Here is a 16,648-nt window from a genome sequence, read left to right as displayed (position 1 = left end):
GACCGCGCCGCCTGGGTCGTCATCCCTGCGAACCCATGCCCTCGACAGGACCGGATTTGTGATCCGGTGCCCGCTTGTGCGGCGCTTACGGGCCGAACACTACCAGCCCGTTGGCTTTCCGGAACCCGCTTGTGCTGTGCGAGCTGTAATACCCAAGAGATCGCTGTGTAATCGTGATGTTACCGACCGTTCTTCTCCCTGTAACTAGAAGGGGGCAGACAGGTCGTCCAGCTCGCTTTCGAAGTCGCTCAGCCAGAGCCCGAACAGAACGAGTCCACGCACCCAGAACCGGTCGTTCCAGCCGTTGAACCGCGTCAGCGCGTCGGGCCCGCCCGCCACCACCTCGTGCAGTTCGTCCGACAGCAGGCCCGGGACCCTGGTCGCGACCACGTCGAGCATCCGGTGCGAGTAGGCGCGCGCGGGCGCGGCCGTGGAGCGCAGCGGCACCCGCCGCAGCGGCTGCTTGACCACGTTCGTCGAGGGCAGCGCCGCCACGCGCGGATTGGCCGCGTGCAGCACCTCGCGGTAGAAGCGGCCCTGCGCCTTGCGCGCCACGCCGACCGAAAGGGCGGCGTCGAAGAAATCCGGATGGATGAACGGCGCCGCGAACGACGCCTCGGGCCCCACCAGGTTGACCGCCGAGCGGGCGATGCCCCGCACGGTGCGCGTGTGCAGCACCGACAGCGGCAGCTCGGCCCGGTGGCCGTGGAGCATCGAGGTGGCCGCCGCGAACTGCTCCTGCACCGCCTCGGCCATCCACTGCGCCGCCGCCTTCGACAGGAACGGCTGCGACGGCGCGCCCAGGCTCAGCGACCCCAGCACCGCCGCCGACCGCTCGGCCTGCGTGGTGGCCTCCAGCGCGGCGCCGCTGACCATGAAGTTCTTCAGCAGCGGCCCGCCCGCCAGCCCGTCGACCAGCACCCGGCCCGCCTGGTGCACCTCCTTGGCGAACGGGGCGTACCAGGCGTGGTGCGGCGTCAGGTATTCGAGCCTGCGCGCCACCTCCATGGCGTCGTCCGGGTAGGCGGCCGCGTCCTGGTCGATCACCCGGTGCGGGATGCCCAGCTCGCGCGTGATGGCCCGGGCGAAGGCGATGTCGGTGTCGGTGCCGTCGTCGGGGCTGGTCGTCCACGACTCCACGTCGAAGCCGCGCGCCTTGGCCACGCTGCCCAGCAGCCGCGAGTCGTAGCCGCCGCTGATCGGCACCAGCAGCTTGCGCCCGTCGTAGTCCTTGTAGACCTCGTGCAGCAGCTCCAGGATCTCACCGGCGCTGGTCCACGTCTCGTACGGCTCGGTGCGCAGCCAGCGCGGCAGCCTGCGCTCGGTGGACAGCCTGCCCTGGTCGAACACCAGCGCGCCGGACCCCGGCAGCCGGCTGATCCCCCGGTAGGGCGTCGCCTCGCCCAGCGGGAACGTCACCTGGAGGATCGAGGCCCACGCCGCCCAGTCGATCTCGACCGGCGCCAGCGACAGCAGCGGCTGGATCAGGGACGAGAAATAGACCGCCTCGCCCACCCGTACGTAATAGACGTCGACCAGCCCCAGCGCGCCCGCGTGCAGCGTGGTGCGCGGGCCGTCGCCGATCAGGCCCGGGGCCTCGTACGTCTCCGCGACCGTCATCCAGTCGCTCTCGCCGGCGGGCCTGCGCTCGCCCCAGGCGAACGCGAACGCCTCGCCCGAGCGCCGGTAGGGCGGCAGCGGCGCGGAGCTGAACAGGGCCGCCTCGGCCGTCTGGAGAGCGGGGCGGACCCTCGGGCCCGCGGCCGACAGCTTGCCGAGCAGCGCGGTGTCGATCCGGCCGAGACCGCCGCAGACGTAGGGCCGTACGTTGAACTGCACCGGATCTCATCCCTTCGAGGCGCTTCCCGCAAAAGAGTATCCTTTGCCGGGCTGAGAGACGGAGGTCCTGTTGTCTACCGAGCTGGAAAGCACGCGCAGGGCGTTGCGTGAGGCGGTCGCGCAGGCCGAGCACGCGGCGGAGCTGGCCAGGCTGCTGGACGCCGCCCAGGGCAGGCTGGCCGAGGCCGAGAGCCGCGCCGAGGAGGTCAAGGCGCTCGCCGACCGGCTGAGCGAGGCCGAGGAGCGCCTGGAGGACGAGCGCGCCGCCGCCGACAAGCTCCGCAAGGAGCTCGCCGAGCAGCGCTACCAGGCCGAGGTGGCCAACTGGAAGCTGTCCTCGATCAAGGTCGCCCGGTGGAACCGGCTCGGCGACGCCATCAAGACCGGCAAGAGCAATCCGGTCCGCCTGGCCAGGGAGCTCAAGGGCGCCGCCCGGCCGGTCAAGCGGCCCACCGCGCCCAAGCGCAAGCCCGTGGCCACCGCCAAGGCCCAGGACGAGCGGCCGGGCGCCGCCTTCCAGGCCACCGCCACCACCCGCACGCTCGGCGGCGCCTCCTTCAAGCTCAAGCCGTACCGGGTGCCGACCGGCCCCAACACCCGCCCGCACATCACCGCGGCGGTCATCGCCGAGCCGCACGCCGAGGCGCTGCTGCGCTACGAGTGGCGGCAGACCACCGGCTTCACGCCCCGCGACTTCGCCCGGGTGCTGCCGCAGGAGGTCCCGCACCTGCTCCTCGTCGAGTCCGTCACGCAGGGGCCGTGGGCCGGGGAGCTGACCGGCGAGCCCGGCGACGGGCTGCGGGCGCTGCTGGCCTGGTGCGCCGAGCGGGGCATCCGCACCGTGTTCTGGCACACGCACGGCGACCTGGCCGCCTTCGCGGCCGCCGCCGAGCTGTTCGAGCACCGCTTCACCACCGACGCGGCCGCCGGGTGGCCCCGGCTGCCGTTCGGCGTGCAGCCGCGCGTGCACAACCCGCTGCCGCTGGCCGGTGGGCGCATCGACCGGGTGCTCAGCCTCGACCAGCTCCTGCCCGGCCACCTGACCTACCCGGACGTGCTCACCTCCTACCGCTGGCCGGCCGCCGTCACCTGCCCGCCCGGCACCCCGCAGTGGCGGCTGGCCGAGCTCGCCGCCTGCGGCACGCCCATCGGCGACGACCCCGACAGCCGCCGGGCGCACGCCGCCCTGCGCCGCGCCTACGCCTTCGGCACCATGACCGAGCACGTCGACGCGCTCCTGGAGACGATCGGGCTGCCCGGCGCCCGCGCCACGCTCGACGTGTCGGTGCTGCTCGCCATCCCCGACGCGTCCCGCATGGAGCACGCGCTGGCCCAGGTCGGCAGGCAGAGCGGCATCACCCAGCTCATCGTCATCGGCCCGCCGGAGGCCGAGCGGCGCGCCCGCGACACGCTGCCCGGCGCCGAGGTCATCCACCGGCCCCTGCATCCCGGGATGACCGTCGGGGCGATGCTCGGCCGCGGGCTCGACCTGTGCGAGGCCGACCTGGTCGCGGTCATGGACCCGCGCGACGTCTACGGCTCGCACTACCTGACCGACCTGCGCAGGGCGTTCCTGTTCAGCACCGCCGACATCGTCGGCAAGGCCGCCTTCTACGCGCACCTGCGCAAGCCGCAGGCCACGCTGCTCAAGCAGCCCGCCGCCGAGTACACCTACCTGCCGGAGATCGCCGGGGGCACGCTGCTCGGCCGCCGCAACGCGCTGCGCGAGCTCGGTTTCGCCGACCTCACCGACGGCTGGGACGAGGTGCTCATGCGCCAGTGCCGGGAGGACGGGGTCAAGGTCTTCTCCGCCGACCGGTTCGGCTACGTGCGCGTCCGCGACGAGGACCGCTGGCTGCTGGGCGCCGCCCACCTGGTCGAGTACGGCTCCGCCGAGCCGCACGCGCTCATCTGAGCCCGTGACGCCCGGGCGGCTGGCCGGGGTGCTCGGCGAGCCGCCGGTGCCCGACGGCACGTGGGAGCGGGAGGCCGCCTACGTGTCGGCCGCCGCCCTGCGCCGCCGCGTCCCGCCGGCCGAGCTCGCCGAGCGCGTGCGGGCGCTGCCCGGCGCCGGGCCGGTCGAGGTGCGGGGCAACGGGTTCCTGCGCGTCGTGGTGCCCGTCCCTGGGGAGCTGGTGGCCGAGATCGAGCCGCTGGGGCTGGGCGATCCGGGCTGGCCGGACTTTCCGCGTACGTGGGACAACCCCGGCTTCGTTGTGCGTTACGGGCACGCCAGGGCGGTGGCCGTGCAGCGGTGGGCGCGGGAGCTGGGGGTGCCGGAGGAGTTCCGGCCCGAGCTGCTCGACGGCCCCTGGGACCGGGCGGTGCTGCGGGTCCTGGCCGAGGTGCCCGGACGGCTGGTGAGCCGGGACCCGGGGTGGCAGGCTTTCCTGGTGCGGCTGGCGCTGGCCTACCACGACGCGCACGAGCACGCCCCGGCCGTGCCGGCCGGCGACACGCCTCCCGGTCCGCTGCACGGGGCCCGGGTACGGCTGGCGCGGGCCGTACGGGATGTGCTGGTGGGGCCGGATCGCATCTGAGGGCTCACAAAATATCCGGCCAAACGGCGATAAATCGTAAAATATTCGCGTTTGTACGGTGATCGCGTCTCGATACGTGGGCAGCCGGTCCGGGGCGAACACCGCTTCCGATAGCCTCGATCGGGTGAGTCGATTCGCCCATCCTGCCGGGGACCGGCACGCCGAGACGCCGCCCCACGAGCGCCCCCCGCTGGCGCCCGACGACCTCAACCGGATCAATCCCGCGATCTGGCCCCGAACGTCGAGCCGGACCGATGGCGCGCTCACGATCGGCGGCGCCGACGTCCGCGACCTGGCCCGCGAGCACGGCACCCCCCTCTACGTGCTCGACGAGGAGGACGTCCGCTCGCGCATGCGCGACTACACCGGCGCCTTCCAGGGCTCCGACGTGCACTACGCCGGCAAGGCGTTCCTGTGCAAGGAGATCGTCCGCTGGCTGGAGGCCGAAGGGCTCGGCCTCGACGTGGCCAGCGGCGGCGAGCTCGCCGTCGCGCTCAGCGTCGGCTTCCCCGCCGAGCGCATCACCCTGCACGGCAACAACAAGTCCGCCGCCGAGCTCACCCGGGCGCTCGAAGCCGGTGTCGGGCACATCGTCGTCGACTCCTTCGAGGAGATCGCCCGCCTGGGCTACCTCGCCGAGCAGCGCGGCCTGCGGCCCAAGGTGATGATCCGCGTCACCACCGGCGTCGAGGCGCACACCCACGAGTTCATCGCCACCGCGCACGACGACCAGAAGTTCGGCCTGTCGCTCAACGCCGGCGCCGCCGCCGAGGCCGTCCGCCGCATCCTGCAACTGCCGTCGCTGGAGCTCGTCGGCCTCCACTCGCACATCGGCTCCCAGATCGTCGACACCGCCGGGTTCGAGGTCGCCGCCCGCCGCCTGGCCACCCTGCTCGTCCAGATCAAGGGCGAGCACGGCGTCGTCCTGCCCGAGCTCGACCTCGGCGGCGGCTACGGCATCGCCTACCTCGACGGCGACGAGACCTTCGACGTCAAGCGCATCGCCGACGGCCTGCGCGAGATCGTGCAGAAGGTCTGCACCGACGCCGGCCTGCCCGTGCCCCGCCTCACCGTCGAGCCCGGCCGCGCCATCGCCGGCCCCGGCGGCATCACCCTGTACGAGGTCGGCACGGTCAAGAACGTCGAAGGGCTGCGCACGTACGTGAGCATCGACGGCGGCATGAGCGACAACGTGCGCACCGCCCTCTACGGCGCCGAATACACCGCCGTGCTCGCCAGCCGCGAGAGCACCGCCGAGCCCATGCTCAGCCGCATCGTCGGCAAGCACTGCGAGAGCGGCGACATCATCGTGCGCGACTGCTACCTGCCCGCCGACCTGGCGCCCGGCGACCTGATCGCGATCGCCGCCACCGGCGCCTACTGCCGGTCGCTGGCCAGCAACTACAACTACCTGCCCAAGCCCGCCGTGGTCGCCGTCAGCGGCGGCCAGAACCGGGTCATCGTGCGTGGCGAGACCGAGGACGACCTGCTGAGGGGGCAACTATGAGCAAACCGTTGAAGGTGGCCCTCCTGGGCTGCGGCGTCGTGGGTTCCCAGGTCATCAGGCTCATTCACGAGCAGCACCACGACCTGGCCGCCCGCATCGGCGCGCCCCTGGAGCTGGCCGGCGTCGCCGTACGCCGCCTCGGCCGCAAACGCGACGTCGAGATCGACGCCGCCCTGCTCACCACCGACGCCGAAGCCCTCGTCACGCGCGACGACGTCGACATCGTCATCGAGGTCATCGGCGGCATCGAGCCCGCCCGCACCCTCATCACCGCCGCCCTGTCCCGGGGCAAATCCGTCGTCACCGCCAACAAGGCGCTGCTCGCCGAGGACGGCGCCGCCCTCCACGAGGCCGCCCGCACCGGCAAGGGCGACCTCTACTTCGAGGCCAGCGTCGCCGGCGCCATCCCGCTGCTGCGCCCGCTGCGCGAGTCGCTCGCCGGCGACCACGTCAACCGGGTCCTCGGCATCGTCAACGGCACCACCAACTACATCCTCGACAAGATGGACTCCACCGGCGCGTCCTTCACCGACGCCCTGGAAGAGGCCCAGACCCTCGGCTACGCCGAGGCCGACCCCACCGCCGACGTCGAGGGCTTCGACGCCGCCGCCAAGGCCGCCATCCTCGCCGGGCTCGCCTTCCACAGCCGCGTCACCGCCGAGCAGGTGCACCGCGAAGGCATCACCGAGATCACCGCCACCGACGTCGCCTCCGCCAAGGCCATGGGCTACGTCATCAAGCTGCTGGCCATCTGCGCCCGCTCCGACGACGGCCGCTCCATCGGCGTCCGCGTCCACCCGGCGATGATCCCCAGGTCCCACCCGCTCGCCGGCGTCCGGGAGGCGTACAACGCGGTCTTCGTCGAGGCCGAGTCGGCCGGGCAGCTCATGTTCTACGGCAAGGGCGCCGGCGGCGCACCCACCGCCTCCGCCGTCCTCGGCGACCTGGTCGCCGTCGCCCGCAACCGCCTCGCCGGCACCCGCGGCCCGGAGGAGTCCACCTACGCCTCGCTGGCCGTCCACCCCATGGGGGAGACCGTCACCCGCTGCCACGTGGCCCTGGACGTGGCCGACAAGCCCGGTGTCCTGGCCCGGGTGGCGGAGCTGTTCGCCAAGCACGACGTGTCCATCCAGACGGTCAGGCAGGAGGGGCACGGCGACGACGCCCAGCTCGTCATCGTCACCCACCGCGCCACCGACGCCGCCCTGACGGCGACCATGGAGGGGTTGCGTGAGCTCGACATCGTCCGGGCGATCGCCAGCGTGATGCGCGTCGAGGGCGACGAGTAACCGGGGATTTGTCCCGGTTCGTTCATCCCGCCTGATCGCATGGCCCTCGCCTGTCAGGCGTTTCGCGCCCCGCGGGCTCGGGCTGTGTTCATCGGGGGAGCCCACCTCCCCGGTGCCCCCTTGCCGTGAGTGGGGCGGGTTCCGTGGGGGTGAGGCAGGGAGGTCGTTGGCGCCGGAGGGTCAGGAGAAGACGTCGTCGATGGGGTCGATGACCGCCGCCCGCCCGATCCACGTCGTCAGTGTGGAGAGGTCGGCGCAGTTCCGGATTCGTTCACCTGCCTGCTCGGGGGATGAGAACCCACGGGCGTCAAGGAGTAGCAGCAGGGCTCTTGTCAGGCCCCTCACATAGCCTCGTACGAAACCTTCCGCGACATGTTCTGCGGAGCTTTCCGGCATGCCCTTCGCCAGGGCTATCGCTCTGCCTTCCGCTCGAATCTCGGCCAGGAGGCTTGGGGGGTATTCGCCCTGGTAGAGGTGGTTTTCGGTGGTCATCGGGCGCTCCGTTTGCTTCTGCGTGCCCTCGGATCGACGGCACGGCGAGGTACCCCGCGGCTGCGGGGTGTGCTGGATTCAGTGATGAGGGGGAGCGTCCCTGGCGAGGGTGTTCCGAAGGGTGCGGGTCAGGCGAAGAGGTCGTCGATGGTGTCGATGAGGGCCGCTCGCTTGATCCAGGTCTGCAGCATGGGGATGTCGGTGCAGGCGCTGATGCGTTCGCGGGCCTGCTCGGGGACCGGGATCTCTCTGGCTTCCAGGACCAGCAGCAGCGCTTTCGCCTCTCCTTTCGCCACCAGGCTTCGGGCGTACTCGCCCTGGTAGAGGTAGGTCTCGGTGGCCATCAGGCGTTCGTTCCTTTTGGGCTGCCGGGTCGGCGGCATGGTGATGCACCCCGCGACTGTGGGCATGCTCGACCCTGAGGGTGGACTGATCGTTGAGGGGTGAGTCCGCCCGGTAAGGGTGTTCCCAAGGATGCCGGGTCAGGCGAAGAGGTCGTCGAGGGTGTCGATGAGGGCCGCTCGCTTGATCCAGGTCTGCAGCGTGGGGACGTCGGTGCAGGCGCTGATGCGTTCGCGGGCCTGCTCGGGGACCGGGATCCCTCTGGCTTCCAGGACCAGCAGCACCATTTTCGCCCCCTCTTCGGCTCTGCCGCGCTTCAGGAGGCTTTGGGCGTATTCGCCCTGGTAGAGGTAGGTCTCGGTGGCCATCAGGCGCTCCATTTCCTTCTGTGCACTGCCGGTCAACGCCACGGTGACATATTCAGCGTACCGATGGGCCAGCTTGGGGTCGATGTCGTCCAGGGCCTTGCTGAGGGTGGCGAGGATGGTGTGGATCTCGGGGTGGTCGTTGTGGGTGATGGCCGAGATGGCGGCCAGGCCGATGTCGCCGACGGCCCGGGCGACGTCGGTGATGACAGGGGTGTTGTCGGGGCCGATCACGAGCGGGCGCAGGACGAATCCCGGATGGCCCGTGTCGATGGGCTCGGCCGCCCAGACCGCGGTGGAGCGATCGGGGCAGATCACGACGAGGGTGGCCTTGCAGCGGTCGCGGGCGCGCATGGTGGAGAGGTAGACGGGCCAGGTCCAGCGTTTGGCCGGGTCCCGTTTGAGCTGGACCTCGGTGATGACGCCGAGCTTCTCCTGTTCGCCGTACAGGAGGGCGGCGTCGGCGTGGTAGCTGGCGGGGACGCACTCCGACAGGTCCGGGGAGATGACCCGGGCGGCCGAGCCCTGGGGCAGCGGCAGGTTGAACAGGGAGCGGAGCATGTGCCCGGTCCGTGCGGTGTCGAGGGTGGCGATGCTGATGAGACCCTCGTGCAGGGGGGTTACCATGAGCCGGACATTACTGAGAGCATTCGATAACGAACGCAGGGTCAACGATTTGGAGTGGCTGAGATATGCCGCCGGGATGTGAATCTTCCTCCGACGTATAAGATCTTCGGCTGCCCGGATATGCAGGGAAATGGGCGGATAAATCATTCTCTGAATGATCATGGCGCCGGGTGTGTCAGGTCGTGAAGTCAAGTTTCGGTCCGGTAAAGGACCGCCGGAGGTTCACCGACGTCAGTCGGCCACTGCCGCGAGGATCCGGCCGAAGGCGGGGGTGAACTCGGTGGCCGTGGAGGTGTCGGCGTTGACCCAGTAGGCGATGATCGCCCGGTCCCCGCCGCCGGTCAGTCCCTCCCCGACCGAGCCGTCGCGGTCGCACACCTGCGCGCCGGACGTGTCGCGGACGGTGCCCCCGTTCTCGGTGCAGGTGTCGGTGAAGCCCTTCCTGACGGTGGCGGCGTCCGCGCCCTCGACCAGGTCGAGCCGCATCGTCAGCGGATCGGAGCCTTGCTGCGGGGCGTCGGCCGCCGTGTAGAGGCAGACCGTCGCCTTGATCGACTCCATGGTCTCCAGCGGGTGGTCGTCGCGCCTGTCCAGGTCCCACCGCAGGGAGGTCGCTTCGCCGAGGGCCTGGGGCGTGAGAGGGCACCCCGCCGGTGCGGCGGCCGCCTCGATGCCGGGCGATCCGCACCCGGCGACCAGGCCGGTGAGCAGGCCCGCGAGCAGGCCGGTGAGCAGGGTCGCGACCGGGGCGGGGACGGATGCCCCGGTCGTCGCGGGTGAAACTGACGAGGCCATGAGTACTCCCTCTTCTTGAGCTGGGGCTAGCCGCGGTCGACGGCCTGGGCGGTGACCAGGCAGGCGAACGCCGCGACGGCGAGTGCCGTCCGCGCGAGGTGCAGGTTGAGCCATCGGTGACGGATCTCGTGCCAGCCGGCGGGCAGCTGGTCCGGATCCCAGGCGTCCGCGACGCGGTTGAGCGGCTCCAGGCCCGCCAGGGTGAGGGCGACCGTGAGGATCACCAGGATCAGGGCCACCGAACTGAGGCCGAGGACGAGCCCGCCGCGGGGCCACGACAGGGCTGACGCGACGACCGTCGCCGCGATGCCGGCCAGCAGGAGCGGCGGCATCGTTCGGCCGTAGTCGACGTTGAGCGCCTGCCAGTAGCGGACGTACGCGGGCCCGGGCAGGCCGCCCACGGACGGGGCGAGCACCACGAACAGGACCCCGCCCGCGTACAGGCCGACCAGCGACAGCGCGACCATCCTGGACGCGGTGAGAACCACGGACACCGTACGCCTCCCGACGACGAAGCCTTGAATAGAACCGCACCTTTTCATTAGAAGCGCCTCTAGTCAATGTATTCTGGAACCATGGTCCCCGATGACTGAGCAGAGGAAGCGGCGCCGCTACTCCAGTGCCCTGCGCCAGGAGCACGCCCGGGCCACGCGGCAGAAGATCGCGACGGCGGCGGGAAGGTTGATGGTCGCCAAGGGCTACGCCGACACCACCATGGCCGAAGTGGCACGCGAGGCGGGCGTGGCGGTGCAGACGCTCTATTCGTCCTGCCCCGGCGGCAAGCCCTCACTGGCCAAGCTGGTCTACGACATCACCCTGGCCGGGGACGCCAGGCCGTTGCCGCAGAGCGACCGGCCCGCGATCCAGGCGATCGTGGACGAGCCGGATCCGGTGCGCAAGCTGGCTCTGTACGCCGCCATGGCCACCGCGATCCTGCGGCGGATCAAGCCCGTGCACGGCGTCCTGCGAGCCGCCGCCGCCGCGTCCCCGGCCGACGCGGGGCTGCAGGACGTGCTGGCCGGCATCGAACGGGAAAGGCTCACCGGCAGCCGAGGGCCGGCCGAGCATCTTCACGCCCTCGGAGCGTTGCGCCGCGGACTGGCTCCGGGCCGGGCGGCCGAGCAGATCTACGTCCTCACCGCGACGGAGAACTTCGAGAAGCTGACCGAGGTGTGCGGGTGGAGCGAGGCCGAGTACGAGGAGTGGCTGGCCGCCATGCTCGCCGCGGCCCTGCTCGAACAGCCCGGCGGCGCCGGCGCTCGCTGACGCGGGGACCGGTTACGGCTACTTCGGGAAGGCGATTCTGCGCACCCGCCGGACCGCGCGCCTGATGACCGTGCGGTCACGTTCGCGGTCGCGGTCACGGGTCAGGCGGACCGCCTCGCGCCGCCATTCCTCGGCCTTCTCACGCCATCTGGCGGCGTCCCGGCCGTTCTTGCCCGCCTCGCGCCGCAGTTGCGCCAGTTCGGCGCGCAGCGCGGCGGTGCGCTTGCGGTAGAGCGCGAGCTCCTTCTCACGCTGGGCGGCGAGCCGGTCGGCCTCGGAGAGCGGACGGCGGCGCGGCGGATACACCTCGGGGCGGCGCGCGAACCCCCACGATTCGCCGTCCGCCCACTCCAGGCCGAAGACCTCGTCCAGCACGTCGTCCGGGTGCTCGCCGGGCGCGGCCACCAGGGCGGTGCGGGACAGGGCCGCGGTGCGGTCGAGACGGGCGACCGTGACGCCGTCGGCGGTCTCGTCCAGCGCCACGCACAGAGCGCCCCCGTCATGCTCCTCCAGATGGGCGACCAGCCGTTCCACGGTGTCCTCGCCAGGCATCCAGCCGGGCGGGACGACCAGCCTGAACGGCGCGGGCGACGGCCCGCCCGGGGCGTCGGCCAGGTGGACGCGCGGGTCGTGCTCGAAGGTGGCGTGGATGAGACGCAGGTCGAGGTCCGGGTCGCCGAGCGGAGAGCGGCGATCGGCGGTCAGCGATTCCCACGGGCCGGGAATGGTGACCCGGACGTCCGGGAGGGAGCCGCCCAGCAGGGCGTCGACGGTGGCCCGTACGTCCTCGAAGCCCGCCGCGGGGACGATCGCGTCCACGTACGGGACCAGCCACTGACGGCCCCGTTCGGTGCGCAGGTAGCGGCGGTAGGGGACGCGGTCGGCGACGAAGGGGTCGTTGTAGCGCTTGAGCGCGGCGAAGTCGCGCATCGCGGTCGGCAGGCCGAGGTGCCAGGCCCGGGACTCCGGATCCGGTACGTAGACCGCGCCGGCCTGGGTGAGGCGGTAGCCCAGCTCGGTGTCCTCGGCCAGCACGAGCGCGGTGTCCATGCCGCCGATCGAGCGCAGCAGCTCTGCCGGGTAGGAGACGGTGGCGCCCACGTGGATGCGGGTGGCCAGGGAGTTCGGCGCGGTGCGGAGGCCGTCGTGGTCGTGGATGATCTTCTCGGCCCAGTCGTGACGCAGCGCGGACAGCGGGAACAGGTCGTCCTCGCGGCCCGCCTCCAGCGCCTCACGGACGCTCTCGGGGGCGGGCAGGTCGCCGGTGGCCGAGGTGAAGTCGATCCAGCCGAGAGCGACCACGTACGGGGCCAGGTGGTGCCAGCGGAGCTGGGCCTCGACGTGGTGGCGGTGCGGGACCATGTCGGCGTCCAGCACGAAGATCACCTCGCCGCCGGCGGCGTCGATGCCCGCCTGCACCGCCCAGGCGCGGCCCCAGCCGCCCGGCGGGCTGCTGATCAGCTTGGTGCGGCCGGGCGCGAGCGGCGGCAGGCGCAGCGGGACGGCGCTGCCGTCGTCCACCACGATGACGTCCATCAGCTCGGCCGGGTACGACTGGGCGGCGAGCGCCGCCAGCGTGAGGTCCAGCGTGGCCTGGCGGTCGTACGCCGGGATGACGACGGTGACTGTCAGGGTGGGATCCCACGTGCCCAGGTCGGGCGGGGTGAGGACGCCGTAGTCGTTGCGGCGGATGCGGGGAGTCATGGACGCGGGCTCCCGTCGAGCTCCATGAGGGCGCTCGGCCGGAAACCGCGCCACTGCTGCCGGTTGCGCTGCAGGAACGTGCCGATCGGCTCCCGCCACGTGTGGTTGGCCGCGGGGCCGCGGCGCAGGATGTAGCCGAGGCCGTGGGTGCGGTAGATCTGGCCGCCCGCCGCCTGCAGCGCCTCCTGGAACTGGGTGTCGACCGAGCGCCGCAGCGGCCGGAACCCGCCCACCGCCTGGAACGCCGAGCGCTCCACCAGGATGGTGCCGCCCGCGACGAAGCTGGTGATCTGCTCGGTGAACTGCTTGCGGTGCACGGTGACGTCGATCGACGACAGGTAGACGAACTCCGGCACCGTCCCCACGACCTGCGCCCCCGAGTACGAGTGCGCCAGCAGCAGATCCGACAGGAAGTCCGGGCCGTACCAGTCGTCGTCGTCCATCTTCAGCAGGAACGACCCCGACGCCCTGGTCGCGGCCTCGTTCAGCACCTCGCCGAACACCGCCTGCGCGTCGGCCTCGAACACGGTCAGCGGCCCGTCGTAGGCCGCCACAGCGGCGGCCACGTCCGGATGGCCCGGCGGGACGCCGTGCAGCGCCAGGACGACTTCCAGCCGGGCCTCGCGCTGGCGGGCGATCTGGCCGAGCGCGAAGCCGACCATGTCGGTGCGCCGGGTCGCGAGCAGGACCGAGGTCAGCGGGGGAGCGGGCGCCGGGGCGCCGAGCTGCTCCCAGCGGGCGGCCACGCCGTGCGTGCGCAGCGCGGCGCGGCGCAGCCGGATGCTGTGCTCCTCGCGCCGCAGGTCGTCGTCCAGGTCGGGGGGCGACTCGACGAGCGCGACGAGGTCGTCGCCGAGCGCGCCCGCCCAGCGGGGCACCGGGCCGCCGAAGAGCGGCACGCCGGCGGCGGCCAGCCCGGCGAGCACCCGCACGGCGGCGAGCGGGCCGCTGTGCGCGTGGTGCCAGTCGATCTCGACGGCGCGGATCTGGCGCAGCCTGGACACGTCGGCGTCGGTCACGCCGCCCGACTCGGCGAACGTCGTGACCGGTCTGCCGTCCAGCAGCACCGTCCAGCGGCCGTCGCGTTCGGCCAGCGCGGCCGTGCCCCGGGTGGGAGTGGTGACGAAGCCCTGCGGGTTCACCAGGCGCTCGTCCACCGGGGGGATCATGGACGGCTCGGCGAGCACGTCAGGGTCGGCCAGCGACAGTTCCGCGCCTCCCGGCCGGCCCAGCCGTTCCCAGCTCGCCGCCTTGAGCGTGGGCCGCTCGACGGGGGTCTCCGCGCCGTCCCAGGCCCGGGGGGAGTCGACGACCGCGAGGGGCGCGGGCTCCGCGTCCAGCGTGCGCAGGACCAGGTCGCTGCCCGGCGCCCCGACGCGTTCCGGGACGGGCCCGGTGACGTCGGCGGGGGTGGCGTTGGGGTCGCCGGGCCGCCAGTCGGCGGCGCCGACGCCGGCGATCGCGGCGGCCGGCGCGGCGATCACGTCGAGCCGGTGCCCGGCGAAGGCGCGGGCCGTCGCCGTCACGGTACGGCCGGCGGGCGTGGGCGCGGAGAAGCGGGCGTCCACCACCCACACCCGGTCCTTGGGACGGTGGACGCGCAGGTCGGCCAGGGCGCGCCAGCGGTGCGCGGGCGTCGGCGTGGGCACCGGCGCGGGATGGGCGGCCGGGGTGTCCAGCACGGCCACGACCACCCGCCGGGCGTCCGGCAAAAGCTTGTGCAGGGTCGCGGCCCGCCGCAGGTCGGCCGGGGTGCGGGCGATCACCAGCACCTCCGTGGCCGTCTCGGCGGCGGTGCCCGGCTCCAGCAGGTCGCGGTCCAGGTCGACGCCCGGCACGCTCAGGTCGTCGATCCCCGTGCGGAACACCCGGGCCTTGGGCATCTCGGCCAGCAGCCGGTCGATCATCCGGCGCTCCGCAGGTGTCTCATCAGGGACGACAGCGGCCCCTTGACGTCCTCGTCGCCCGGCGGCGCCGACAGGCGTTCGACCTCGGCGGACAGCCGGTCGATCTCGGCCCTGGCCGCCTTCAGCTCCGCGGCCCGCCCGGCCGCGAGGCCCCGCCACTTGGCCGTGTCGCCGGTCAGCGGCTCCGCCTCGTCCACGGGGGTGAAGCCGTGCTCCTCGCCGGCCACCCACAGCGATCCGAACATCTCGTCCACCAGGTCGTCCGGCGTCCCGGGGAAACGCGCCGCGCGCGCGAAGGCCGCCGTGCGCTCCAGCCTGGCCGCCACGACCCCGCCCTCGGTCTCCGACAGCACCGCGCTGACCAGGCCGAGCGTGTCCTGTTCCGCCAGCCGTACCAGGGAGGAGAGCGTGTCGGCGCCGAGCGCCCAGCCGGTGGGGACGCTCACGGAGAAGGGGGTGGGCGCGACGGACGCGGGCGCGCTCTCGGCGAACGCCACGCGCGGCTCGTGCGCGTACAGGTTGCCCAGCAGCCGCAGGTCCAGCAGCGGCTCGTCGAGGCTGGCGCGGCGCTCGCCGGTCAGCTCGCCCCACGGGCCGACGATCGTGACGGCCGCGTCGACGAGGGTGCCGGCCAGCGCGGAGTCGACCGTGGCGCGCGTCTCCTCGTAGGTGGTGGCCGTCACGACGACCCGCACGTACGGCACCAGCCAGATCCGGCGCGGATGGCGGCGCAGCCAGCGCAGGTCGGGGATGTGGTCGCCGAGGTAGGACCAGTTGTGCCGGTGCACCTCCTTCTCCCGCAGCATCACGGTGGACGGGCCGACGTGCTTGCCGACGGCCTGCGGGTCGGGGATGAACACCGCGCCCGCCTGGGCCAGCCGGTAGCCGAGCTCGGTGTCCTCCGCCATGTTCAGCGCGGTGTCGACGCCGCCCGCCGCCCGCAGCAGCTCGGCCCGGACCGAGCTGGACGCGCCGGTGTGCAGCAGGTACGCGCTCGCGCCGGCGTCCCGCAGCCTCCGGGTCGACTCCAACGTCTTGAGGGTGTACGGGGTGGGCGCGCCCTCTTCGTCAGGCGTGTCCACGAATCTCGTCTCGCCGATCACCACGGCGTGGTCGATGAGGTGGTGCCAGCGCAGGTGCGCCTCCAGGTGGCCCGGGTTCAGCACCATGTCGGCGTCGAGCCAGTGGATGACGTCACCGGTGGCCGCGAGCTGCCCGGCCTGACGGGCGGCGCCCCGGCCCCAGCCCCGCTCCACCCGTACGACGCGGGCGCCCGGCAGGTGGATCGGCGGGTCGCTGCCGTCGTCGGCGACGACGCCGTCGACCAGGCCGGCGGGGTAGGTCTGGGCGGCCAGCGAGGCCACGGTGCGCTCCAGCGCCTCCTGGCAGTCGTAGGCCGGGATGACCACGGACACGGTGAGCCGGGGCTGCCACGAGCCGAGCGCGGGCGGGCTCAGCACGCCGTAGTCGTTGTGCCGGACGCGGGTCATACCCGGTCCTTGGAGAGCGCGCGGACCTCCTCGCGAAGCTCCTCCACCTCTCGGGCACGGGCCATGGCGTTGACCCGGTCCTCGCCGAGCGAGGCCAGGATGGCGCCGATGTCGTCGCCGCGCCGTGCTCCCGACTCCTCGACGGACCGGACGAGCTTGTCCAGCCGCGAGTCGATCTGCCGCAGCGCGGTGGTGGTCCTGGCCAGTTCGGCCTCGTACTTCTTGACCCGCAGGTCGATCCGGTGCGCCTTGCCGTCGATCCGGCGTACGGCGAGGACCAGGAAGGCGAGCGCGGCGAGCGAGATCACGAATCCGCCGGCCGCCGCGGCCTCCCCGAACGAGATCAGGCCCGCGAGCACCAGCAGCACGAGCACGGCCAGGGCCAGGGCTCCGAGAGCGGCGGCGGTGGCTGCCGGCCGGCTGGGCGCAAGCATCCGCTCAAACCTTTCGTTATGACTTATCCGGGCGTTAGGGCATTAATGACA

General features: G+C 72.4%; 15 protein-coding genes. 5 read left to right on the top strand and 10 right to left on the bottom strand.

Annotated elements, in window-relative coordinates:
• Positions 1–204: 204 nt before the first annotated feature.
• Positions 205–1,839 carry a hypothetical protein gene (locus ADY59_RS06825; protein WP_049559081.1) on the bottom strand — a complete coding sequence of 545 codons (1,635 nt, stop codon included), beginning with the start codon at positions 1,837–1,839 and terminating at the stop codon, positions 205–207.
• Between the two features lie 70 nt (positions 1,840–1,909).
• On the opposite strand from ADY59_RS06825, the gene ADY59_RS06820 reads away from it, so the two are divergent.
• From ADY59_RS06820 to ADY59_RS06805, 4 genes are all read left to right on the top strand, one after another.
• Positions 1,910–3,754, top strand: a complete 1,845-nt coding sequence (locus ADY59_RS06820; protein WP_049559079.1) for a hypothetical protein — start codon at positions 1,910–1,912, stop codon at positions 3,752–3,754.
• Between the two features lie 4 nt (positions 3,755–3,758).
• Positions 3,759–4,379: an anticodon-binding protein gene (locus tag ADY59_RS06815; RefSeq protein ID WP_049559076.1), complete on the top strand. Its 621-nt coding sequence runs from the start codon at positions 3,759–3,761 to the stop codon at positions 4,377–4,379.
• Between the two features lie 124 nt (positions 4,380–4,503).
• Entirely contained in the window at positions 4,504–5,886 is a 1,383-nt protein-coding gene (gene lysA / locus ADY59_RS06810; RefSeq protein ID WP_049559073.1) for a diaminopimelate decarboxylase, read from the top strand.
• Positions 5,883–7,175, top strand: a complete 1,293-nt coding sequence (locus tag ADY59_RS06805) for a homoserine dehydrogenase (protein ID WP_049559071.1) — start codon at positions 5,883–5,885, stop codon at positions 7,173–7,175. The genes lysA and ADY59_RS06805 overlap by 4 nt, the downstream gene beginning before the upstream one ends.
• 180 nt (positions 7,176–7,355) lie before the next feature.
• On the opposite strand, the gene ADY59_RS06800 is transcribed toward ADY59_RS06805, so the two are convergent.
• From ADY59_RS06800 to ADY59_RS06780, 5 genes are all read right to left on the bottom strand, one after another.
• Positions 7,356–7,667, bottom strand: coding sequence for a hypothetical protein (locus tag ADY59_RS06800; RefSeq protein ID WP_049559068.1), 312 nt, complete (start codon positions 7,665–7,667; stop codon positions 7,356–7,358).
• A gap of 128 nt (positions 7,668–7,795) precedes the next feature.
• Entirely contained in the window at positions 7,796–8,077 is a 282-nt protein-coding gene (locus ADY59_RS06795; protein WP_156325348.1) for a hypothetical protein, read from the bottom strand.
• Positions 8,078–8,149: 72 nt separating this feature from the next.
• Positions 8,150–9,001, bottom strand: a complete 852-nt coding sequence (locus ADY59_RS06790; protein ID WP_049559063.1) for a hypothetical protein — start codon at positions 8,999–9,001, stop codon at positions 8,150–8,152.
• A 231-nt stretch (positions 9,002–9,232) separates the two neighbouring features.
• On the bottom strand, positions 9,233–9,796 hold the full coding sequence (locus tag ADY59_RS06785) for a hypothetical protein (RefSeq protein WP_049559060.1): 564 nt from the start codon (positions 9,794–9,796) through the stop codon (positions 9,233–9,235).
• 26 nt (positions 9,797–9,822) lie between these two features.
• On the bottom strand, positions 9,823–10,290 hold the full coding sequence (locus ADY59_RS06780) for a DUF1772 domain-containing protein (protein WP_231618579.1): 468 nt from the start codon (positions 10,288–10,290) through the stop codon (positions 9,823–9,825).
• Between the two features lie 91 nt (positions 10,291–10,381).
• On the opposite strand from ADY59_RS06780, the gene ADY59_RS06775 reads away from it, so the two are divergent.
• Complete coding sequence (locus tag ADY59_RS06775; protein WP_049559057.1) at positions 10,382–11,062, top strand: TetR/AcrR family transcriptional regulator; 681 nt, start codon at positions 10,382–10,384, stop codon at positions 11,060–11,062.
• Between the two features lie 18 nt (positions 11,063–11,080).
• Here the strand turns inward: ADY59_RS06775 and ADY59_RS06770 are convergent, their stop codons facing one another.
• Genes ADY59_RS06770 through ADY59_RS06755 form a run of 4 tightly spaced genes read right to left on the bottom strand, consistent with a single transcriptional unit; the run spans position 11,081 to position 16,597 of the window.
• A complete protein-coding gene (locus ADY59_RS06770; RefSeq protein ID WP_049559054.1) occupies positions 11,081–12,766 on the bottom strand; it encodes a glycosyltransferase family 2 protein in 1,686 nt (561 codons plus the stop codon).
• Entirely contained in the window at positions 12,763–14,673 is a 1,911-nt protein-coding gene (locus ADY59_RS06765) for a glycosyltransferase (protein WP_049559052.1), read from the bottom strand. The genes ADY59_RS06770 and ADY59_RS06765 overlap by 4 nt, the downstream gene beginning before the upstream one ends.
• Positions 14,670–16,163, bottom strand: a complete 1,494-nt coding sequence (locus tag ADY59_RS06760) for a glycosyltransferase (protein WP_049559049.1) — start codon at positions 16,161–16,163, stop codon at positions 14,670–14,672. The genes ADY59_RS06765 and ADY59_RS06760 overlap by 4 nt, the downstream gene beginning before the upstream one ends.
• Positions 16,160–16,597: a hypothetical protein gene (locus tag ADY59_RS06755; protein WP_049559047.1), complete on the bottom strand. Its 438-nt coding sequence runs from the start codon at positions 16,595–16,597 to the stop codon at positions 16,160–16,162. The genes ADY59_RS06760 and ADY59_RS06755 overlap by 4 nt, the downstream gene beginning before the upstream one ends.
• Positions 16,598–16,648 lie beyond the last annotated feature (51 nt).

The organism is Nonomuraea sp. SBT364, from assembly GCF_001083785.1.
In the GTDB taxonomy this organism is placed as follows: Bacteria; Actinomycetota; Actinomycetes; order Streptosporangiales; family Streptosporangiaceae; genus Nonomuraea.
Note: the sequence above shows the minus strand (reverse complement) of the source record. Positions and strands in the feature narration are given on the sequence as shown.

Bases quoted from the DNA above. Each gene is read 5' to 3' on its own strand.
- ADY59_RS06805 (WP_049559071.1), top strand. From the start codon at position 5,883: ATGAGCAAACCGTTGAAGGTGGCCCTCCTGGGCTGCGGCGTCGTGGGT.
- ADY59_RS06800 (WP_049559068.1), bottom strand. From the start codon at position 7,667: ATGACCACCGAAAACCACCTCTACCAGGGCGAATACCCCCCAAGCCTC.
- ADY59_RS06795 (WP_156325348.1), bottom strand. From the start codon at position 8,077: ATGCCCACAGTCGCGGGGTGCATCACCATGCCGCCGACCCGGCAGCCC.
- ADY59_RS06790 (WP_049559063.1), bottom strand. From the start codon at position 9,001: ATGGTAACCCCCCTGCACGAGGGTCTCATCAGCATCGCCACCCTCGAC.
- ADY59_RS06785 (WP_049559060.1), bottom strand. From the start codon at position 9,796: ATGGCCTCGTCAGTTTCACCCGCGACGACCGGGGCATCCGTCCCCGCC.
- ADY59_RS06775 (WP_049559057.1), top strand. From the start codon at position 10,382: ATGACTGAGCAGAGGAAGCGGCGCCGCTACTCCAGTGCCCTGCGCCAG.
- ADY59_RS06770 (WP_049559054.1), bottom strand. From the start codon at position 12,766: ATGACTCCCCGCATCCGCCGCAACGACTACGGCGTCCTCACCCCGCCC.
- ADY59_RS06765 (WP_049559052.1), bottom strand. From the start codon at position 14,673: ATGATCGACCGGCTGCTGGCCGAGATGCCCAAGGCCCGGGTGTTCCGC.
- ADY59_RS06760 (WP_049559049.1), bottom strand. From the start codon at position 16,163: ATGACCCGCGTCCGGCACAACGACTACGGCGTGCTGAGCCCGCCCGCG.
- ADY59_RS06755 (WP_049559047.1), bottom strand. From the start codon at position 16,597: ATGCTTGCGCCCAGCCGGCCGGCAGCCACCGCCGCCGCTCTCGGAGCC.